The 7,917-nt window shown below is 73.3% G+C and carries 6 protein-coding genes; 3 read left to right on the forward strand and 3 right to left on the reverse strand.

Annotated elements, in window-relative coordinates; genetic code table 11:
- Positions 1-38 precede the first annotated feature (38 nt).
- Complete coding sequence (locus Q7T52_RS00620; RefSeq protein WP_304798502.1) at positions 39-3,875, reverse strand: PKD domain-containing protein; 3,837 nt, start codon at positions 3,873-3,875, stop codon at positions 39-41.
- Between the two features lie 244 nt (positions 3,876-4,119).
- On the opposite strand from Q7T52_RS00620, the gene Q7T52_RS00625 reads away from it, so the two are divergent.
- Positions 4,120-4,851 (forward strand): class I SAM-dependent methyltransferase, encoded by a 732-nt coding sequence (locus Q7T52_RS00625; RefSeq protein WP_304798505.1) that lies wholly within the window; start codon positions 4,120-4,122, stop codon positions 4,849-4,851.
- Positions 4,852-4,876: 25 nt separating this feature from the next.
- Here the strand turns inward: Q7T52_RS00625 and Q7T52_RS00630 are convergent, their stop codons facing one another.
- Entirely contained in the window at positions 4,877-5,551 is a 675-nt protein-coding gene (locus Q7T52_RS00630; protein ID WP_304798508.1) for a response regulator, read from the reverse strand.
- Positions 5,548-7,116, reverse strand: coding sequence for a sensor histidine kinase (locus Q7T52_RS00635; protein ID WP_304798511.1), 1,569 nt, complete (start codon positions 7,114-7,116; stop codon positions 5,548-5,550). Before Q7T52_RS00635 ends, Q7T52_RS00630 begins: the two co-directional genes overlap by 4 nt.
- Before the next feature lie 64 nt (positions 7,117-7,180).
- Here Q7T52_RS00635 and Q7T52_RS00640 point away from each other — a divergent pair, with 64 nt between their 5' ends.
- Entirely contained in the window at positions 7,181-7,612 is a 432-nt protein-coding gene (locus Q7T52_RS00640) for a VOC family protein (protein ID WP_304798514.1), read from the forward strand.
- 34 nt (positions 7,613-7,646) lie between these two features.
- Positions 7,647-7,917: TetR/AcrR family transcriptional regulator (locus Q7T52_RS00645; protein WP_304798517.1), on the forward strand; the 271-nt coding region annotated here is incomplete at its 3' end.

Here is a 7,917-nt window from a genome sequence, read left to right on the forward strand (position 1 = left end):
GCGACGGGGTCGCCTGGAGGCACCCTCCCCAGGAAGGGTCAGAGCGGGACACGCACCTGGGTCACCGGCGCGAGCGACCTCACACCGGGGGTGCTGTCGCGGCCGACCCCTGCCTTGGCCACGACCCGCACCTGCCCCCCGGTGAAGCGACTGGAGCCGGGGAGGGCCAGCGACGTGCCGGTGACCGTGCGCCGGAAGGCCCGCCCGTCGGTGAGCGTGCCGGTCACGTCGTAGGACGTGGCGCCCGGCACCGCCACCCACCTGACGACGACCCCGCCCGAGCTGGCCGACGTGGTGACGCCGGCCGGCTTGGCGAGCGCGGGCAGCCCGGGGGCCTGGTAGCCGTCGAGGGTGAACGTCCGGAGCGGGATGCCGTCGCGCTCGACGATGGCCGTGACCGTGCGGGCGCCACGCGGACCGGTCGGGATGGTCAGGGTGCTGCCGCCCGCCGTCAGGGCACCGAGCGAGCGGGTGCCCTGGGGGCCGGACTCGATGACGCGCACGGTGTCCCCGGGCGCGAGGGCGGCGTCGTAGCCGAGCCGCGCCTGGTTGCCCGTGAGCGTGACGTTGCCGGTCACGACGGGCTCGGGGACGGGCGTCGCGAGCTCGACGGTGAGCTCGGTCTGGCCGCCGCTGCGCACGGTCCAGTCGCCGGCCTCGGGCGTCGGGACGGTGAAGGTGGTGATGCCCTCGCCGACCTCCTCCCCGCCGAACCGTTGGACCTGGACCCCGTCGGGGTTGGGGTTGTCGTCGACCGTGGTGCCCTCGGCCGGAGTGACGTAGACCTTGCCGCTGGGGCTGACGAGGGTCACGTCGGGCGACGCGGTGCCGGTGTCGGCCCGGTGCACGGCGAGGGCGACCTGGGACTGCCCGGCCGGGACCGGGACGACCAGCTGGGTGGCGCCGGCGCGCGGCGCGTCGGAGCCTGGGCGGAAGACCGGCAGCCCGTTGCGCCGGGCGATGGCCAGGCGGTTGACGAGGTAGGACTTCAGGTTGCAGGAGAAGGCGAAGAACTTGGTGTGTCGCTCATCCCAGTAGTAGAAAAAGCCTCCCAGGCTCGCGCAGGCGCCGAAGCCCTCGGTGCTCACGCCGGCCTTGACGTCGGCGCAGAGCCAGGCGCACAGCTCGACCCCGCCGACCAGGTAGAACTGGGAGGGGTTGGTCGACGCGCCGCCCTCGACGTCGCCCTTGACCGAGAACGGGCCGACGCTCTTCTTCATGTATCCACCGACGACGACCGAGGCGCCACCCGGGCCGGCCGTGAGGTCTGCGTAACCGCTGCCGAGCTTGAGCGCGCCGTCGTACAGGCTCACCTCGGCGGTGGCGACGAGCCGCGCCAGGTCGCCGGGGGCGACGAGCGGCGGCCGCCCGCACAGGTTGCTGGTCTGCCCGGTGCCGACCAGGCTGAAGGCGGCGCAGCCGTCGACGGTGATCGGACCGTTGGGGGGCACGTGGGCCTGCGCCAGCCCGGTGATGGCGAACGGCTCGCTGCCCTGCGCGGTCTGCGCCTTGAGGGCGACGCAGCCCAGGCTCACCGGTCCGAGGACGGGCTCCATGCCGGGAGCGGGGTCGAGCTGGGCGCCACCGAAGTTGAACCCGCCCTTGTCGTCGAGGTCGAGCCCCGACGGCCCGAACGTGTCGGTGCAGGTGTTGCCGACGCCACCGAGGGGCTCGTACGGCGCGTTGACCGTCCCGAGTCCGGGCAGGTCGAGCACGACGCCGGCCTCCCAGCCTCCCGCCGCGCGGTGGCGCAGGGTCCCGGACTGGAGACCGAGGCCGCCCAGGTCGACCCCGGCGAGGTCGGCGTTGACGTCGTAGGGCCCGTCCTTCCCGGCTTCCCCGGAGCGCCGGGTCCGGCCGGACGTGCTGGACGCCGGCTCGGAGCCGTCGAGCAGCGCGTCGGCGTACCCGCCCAGCGGGGCGGGCAGCTTGAGGGTCGCGACGCCGACGGTGGGGGCGGCGGGGGAGAGGAGCGCTTGGCCGGTCACGACGCGCAGGTGCGTCAGGAAGGGCGGCTGCTTGCCGGGCCCGGTCGCGAACTCGTGCGCCGGGAGCGCCGCGACCTCGCGTCCCACCCGGGCGTCGTAAGCCAGGTCCGGGACGGCGAGCACCGGGCCCTCGAAGACCTGGAGCCGCTTGAGCTCCGTCGGCGACGTCGTGGCCACCCGGACCCAGCCGCCCATGTCCTTGTAGCCGGTGAGGGTGCCGAAGGTCGGGTCGACGACCGGAGCGTCGCTGGACCCGAAGATCGAGCGGTAGACCTGCAAGCCGCCCAGGTCGGCCGCGTAGCCGTCGGTCGGCTGGTAGATGAGGTGGGGGTTCTTGTCGGTCGTGGGACGGACGCTGAAGCAGCCCGCCGCCCCGTCGCTGATCGCGACGGACCGCACCGGGATGCCCCTGACCTTGAGCGCCCCGCAGAAGGGCGTCGTCACGACGACCGTCGTGCTCGTCGTCGCCGTGAAGTAGCTGACGCCGTTGTAGGCCGGCGCATTCGGCGTACCGCCGTCCTTCTTCTTGTCCGACGTCGCGATGTAAGGGACCTTGGTCGTCAGCGTGACCTTGTAGGTGCCGGGCTTGGCGTAGGAGTGCCCCACCGGCAGGTTCTCCTTGCCGTCGCCGGGGGCCTTGACGGTGACACCGTCCCCGAAGTTCCACTTGACCGGGATCGCCTCCCGCTTCTCGCACTTCTGCGTGCCCTTGCGGTTGACGGTGGCGGTCCTGGCCGCCGGGGAGGCGGTCCGGCCGCCGGGGACGGAGATCGGGTTGACCGCGACGTTGCCGAGGAACTGACCGACGGCGGGGTAGCCGAGGTCGAGCACCTCGGTGCGGCGCGTCTTGAGGACCCCCGGCTTCTTGGTGGTCGTGGGGTAGCAGACCTGGACGGCGGGGGTGACGTCGTAGAAGACGGCGGGGTAGCCGACGACCGGGTACGCCGTCGCGGCCAGGACCTGGGCGCACGGCCAGCTGGGCGCTCCCGCGGGGACGTCCTCGCAGTTGACGGTGCTCCCCGGCTTGGTGCCGAACCCCCGGAGGGGCGTGTCGATGGTGACCGTGCGGTGCAGCTTGGCGACCTGGCCCGACTCGCCGAACGCGTAGGCGGTGATGCCGATGGTGCGGCCGTCGGCCTTCTTGCCCTTCGGCATCCGCACGGTGATCGAGTTGGTGGCGGTGATGTCGAGCCCGGCCTGGGCGGTGTCGACGAACCCGCCGACCGTCGAGGCGCCGACAGCACGCGCCGCCTGCCGTGCGCCCCGGCCGTGGCGGCCCAGCGCGGCGACCCCGAGGCGGGTGCGGGTCGCCTTGACGCCCTCGACGTCCCACGCATAGGCCCGGAACCCGCCGGCGTCACTGCGACCCGCCATCACGAGCTTGACCAGCTGGCCCGGGCGCGGGTCGGCCGGCACCAGGCGCAGGCTCACGACGTCGGGACGCAGCACCTGCACCCGCCGGGAGACGGTCTGCACCACGCCGGCCGCGCTGGTGGCCTCGAGCCGGACCTGCAGAGGACCGCCCTGACGCGGCTTGAGGTCGAGCGACGGCGAGGTGCCCGTGATGGTCTCGAAGCCCGCCTTGTTGTCAGCGTCCCAGCGGTACGTCGTCCCGCGCTCGCCGCCGGCCGCGTGCACCCGCGCCAGCTGGCCGAGCACGATCTGCGCCGGGCCGTCGATCGTCAGGGTCACGGCGCGCTGGGGCCCGGTCGCGGGCCCCGATGCCCTCGCGTCGGCTGTCCTCACGTCTGTCCTCACGTCGGCGCCGGTCGCACGGGCGGCGCCGGCCCGGCCCGGGACGCTGGTGACGGCCAGCGCGGCGCACAGCAGCGCGGCGACAGTCGTGATGGACCGGCGGTGGTGAGGCGTGACGCGGCGGGTCGCCATCGGGAACTCCTGCGGGCAGACGTCGTGGAGGTCGAGTCGAACGGCCTGATTATCAAACGCATGTAGCCGGAAATGGCAGGGTCGGTTCGGGCTATTGACGAACGGCCCTCGGAGGCTCTCTGACTGCTTCCGAACCCACTCGAGCATTGCCGATAAGTGACATTATGTCAGGTAGCGCGGAGACGGGCTCCCGGACCACGAAATCCGGTGGTCCCCCGAGCCAGGCCCCGACAGGCTGCTGGACATGACGAGCAGCGACTACTGGGACGCAGGCACCGCGGCACGCTACGACGAGTCGTCGTCCTTCATGTTCGCACCCGAGGTGCTCGACCCGGCGGTCGCGTTCCTCGCCGACCTGGCCGGTGACGGTGCGGCGCTCGAGCTCGCCATCGGCACCGGCCGGGTGGCGATCCCGCTCGCCGACCGCGGAGTGCCCGTGTCCGGCATCGAGCTCTCGCAGCCGATGACCGACGTCCTGCACGGCAAGCGCGCTGAGGTCCCGGTCGTCGTCGGCGACATGGCGACGTCGACGGCGCCCGGGGCGTTCTCGCTCGTCTACGTCGTCTGGAACAGCATCGGCAACCTGCGGACCCAGGCCGAGCAGGTCGCGTGCTTCCGCAACGCGGCGCGGCACCTGTCCCCCGGCGGCCGCTTCGTCGTCGAGCTGTGGATACCCGGGATCCGACGGTTCCCGCCGGGCCAGGCGGCCGTGCCGTTCCACGTCGGCCCCCGTCACGTCGGGCTCGACACCTACGACCTGACGACCCAGCAGGGCACGTCGCACCACTACACCCACGAGGCCGACGGCACGGTGCGTCACGGCACCAGCAACTTCCGCTACATCTGGCCGGCCGAGTGCGACCTGATGGCGCAGCTGGCCGGCCTCGAGCACGAGGCCCGCTTCGCCGACTGGGACCGGAGCCCGTTCACCAACGACAGCGAGAGCCACGTGTCGGTCTGGCGCAAGCCGACCTGAGTCGCCGGTCTCAGGAGCGGCAGCCTCAGCCCGTGCGGTACTCGACCTCGGGACGACCGGTGCCGTAGCGCTGGCCGCGCTCGAGCATCCCGGACTCGGCGAGGTGCTCGAGGTAGCGCCGCGCCGTCACCCGGGACGCGCCGACAGCCGTGGCGACCTCGCTGGCCGACAGGGCGGCGTCGGACTCGCGGACGACGGCGACGACGGCGCGCAGCGTCTCGGCACTCATGCCCTTGGGCAGCTCGGTGGCGGCCGGGCGGAGGGCGCCGAGCATCCGGTCGACCTCGTCCTGGACGACCTCGTCGGGCGCGGTGGCGAGCCGGGCGCGGAACTCGGCGTACTGCTCCATCCGGGACCGGAACGTCGCGAACGTGAACGGCTTGAGCAGGTAGAAGCTGACGCCGTGGGCCATGGCGCGACGCACGACCTCGGTCTCGCGCGCGGCGGTCACCGCGATGACGTCGACCAGGTCCCCGGCCGCGCGCAGCCGCTGCAGGAGCCCGAGGCCGTGGCCGTCGGGCAGGTTCATGTCGAGCAGCACCAGGTCGACGCTCCCCCGGACCTCCAGCGCCCGCGCCGCGTCACCGGCGCTGTGCACGACGCCGGCGAGGACGAAGCCGCCGATCCGCTCGACGTAGGTCGCGTGGGCCTGGGCGGTCAGCAGGTCGTCCTCGACGACGAGCACCCGGACGTCGTTCACGCGCGGACCACCGGTCCGAGCTCGACGGTGAACGAGGCGCCGCCGAGGTCGGAGCGCCCGATCCGGACCACTCCCCCGTGACGCCGCGCGACCTGGTGGACCAGGGCCAGGCCGACTCCTCGGCCCTCGGCCTTGGTCGACCACCCGCGCTCGAGGACGTGGCCGGCCTCCTCGGCGCTGAGCCCGGGGCCGCTGTCCTCGACGGTCACCGCCGGGTGATCCCCCGGACCACCGAGGACCACCCGGACCCTGCGCGGGCCGGTGTGGCCGTCGAGCGCGTCGAAGGCGTTGTCGACGAGGTTGCCGACGACCGTCACGAGGTCGCGACCGGGTACGTCGGCCTCGAGCCCGCCGTCGACCGTGAGCTCGATCCCCCGCTCGCGTGCTGCCGCCGTCTTGCCGACCAGCAGGGCGGACACCGCGGGGTCGCCGACGGCCCCGACCATCAGGTCGGTGAGCTGCTGCGCCCCCTCGAGCTCCTCGGTCGCGAAGGCGATCGCCGTGTCGGGCTGGCCGATCTCGAAGAGCGACACGACCGTGTGCAGCCGGTTGGCGGCCTCGTGGTTCTGCGCCCGGAGCGCGTCGGTCAGGCCACGGACGGCGGCCAGCTCGCCGGTGACCGCCTGCAGCTCGGTGTGGTCGCGCAGGCTGACGACCGCGCCGACGGACCGGCCGTCCCACCGGGCCGGTGCGGAGCTGACGACGAGCATCCGGTCGCCGGCGACGTAGAGGTCGTCGGACTCGGCCTGCGGGCTCAGGGCCGCCCCGACCAGCCCCGGTGCCAGGCCGAGGTCCTGCACCTGCCGGCCGACGACGTCGTCGGGGAGGTCGAGCAGCCGCCGTGCCTCGTCGTTGACGAGCTGCACCTTGCCCTGGGGGTCGATGAGGAGCAGGCCCTCGCGCACGGCGTGCAGGACGGCCGAGTAGTACTCGTACATCCGCGTCATCTCCAGCTCGCCCATGCCGTGCGTCTGGCGGCGCAGCCGGCGACTCAGCAGCCAGACCCCGAGGAGCCCGACGAGCAGCACCGGCGCGGACGCGACGCCGATCGAGACGACGTCGTCGCGAAGCCGGTCCTGGATGGACGAGACGGTGATCCCGACCGACACGAGGGCGACCACGTCGCCCCCGGCGTCGCGCACGGGGACGACGGCGCGCATCGACGGACCGAGGGTGCCGGCGTACTCCTGGGTGAAGGTGCCGCCCGCCGGTGCGTCACCGACGTCGCCGATGAACCGCTTGCCGATGTTGGCCGGGTCGGGGTGCGTGTAGCGCGTCCGGTCGAGCGCCATGATCGTGATGAAGTCGACCTCGGTGTCGGACCGGACCTGCTCGGCGAACGGCTGCAGCCGCGTCGACGGGTCGGTGAGGGACAGCGCCTCGGAGACCGCCGGCGAGTCGGCCACCGCACTGGCCACCGCGAGGGAGCGTTCGGTCGCCTCGGCGCGGGCGTCGCGCCGGGCGTCGTAGGCCGCCACGCCCAGCAGCGCGAGGACGAGCAGCACGACCACGCCGACCTGGAGGACCAGCATCTGGCGCGCGACCGGGACGGGGCGACGCTGCACCTGCGCATCATGGCCGAGATCGCGCGCGAGGGCACCCCGGCGGGCCCGCGAGCATCATGGGGACATGAGCGAGTTCCCCCAGCTGATGCACACGGCCCTCGACACCACCGACTGTCGCGGGCTGGCGGAGTTCTACCGCGAGCTCCTCGGCCTGCGCTACCGGCCGGGTGACGAGTCCCCCACCGACGGCAGCGACGACGACGCTGACTGGCTGGTGCTCGTCGACACCGCCGGTCGGCGGGTGCTCGCCGTGCAGGGCGTCGACGAGCTGGCACCGTCCACCTGGCCCGAGCCCGAGGTCCCGATGCAGCTGCACGTCGACTACGTCGTGCCGGACGCGGCCGAGCTCGAGCGGCACCGCGTGCGGGCGGAGGCCCTGGGGGCGCGCGTGGTCCTCGACCGGAGCGAGTCCGACGAGCCGCTCTACGTGCTCGCCGACCCGGCCGGCCACCCCTTCTGCCTGCTCGCTGGCGGCCGACTCACCTACGACGTGTAGTCTTCTTCCTAACAGTCTTAGGAAAGGGGCTCCCGTGGTCCGTGCCGGACTCACCCGCGACCGGCTCGCGGTCGTCGGGGCCGAGCTGGCCGACGAGGTCGGCTTCGAACAGGTGACGATCTCCGAGGTCGCCCGCCGCTGCGACGTCAAGGTCGCCAGCCTCTACTCCCACGTCGCCGGCTCCGGCGACCTGCTGACCCTGATCACCCTGCTGGCGCTCGACGAGCTCGCCGACCGCGCCGCGGCCGACGTCGCCGGGCGCGCCGGCCGGGAGGCCCTCGCCGCCCTGGCCGGGGCCTACCGCG

Origin of the sequence: Nocardioides sp. (genome assembly GCF_030655615.1) — a bacterium.
In the GTDB taxonomy this organism is placed as follows: Bacteria; Actinomycetota; Actinomycetes; order Propionibacteriales; family Nocardioidaceae; genus Nocardioides.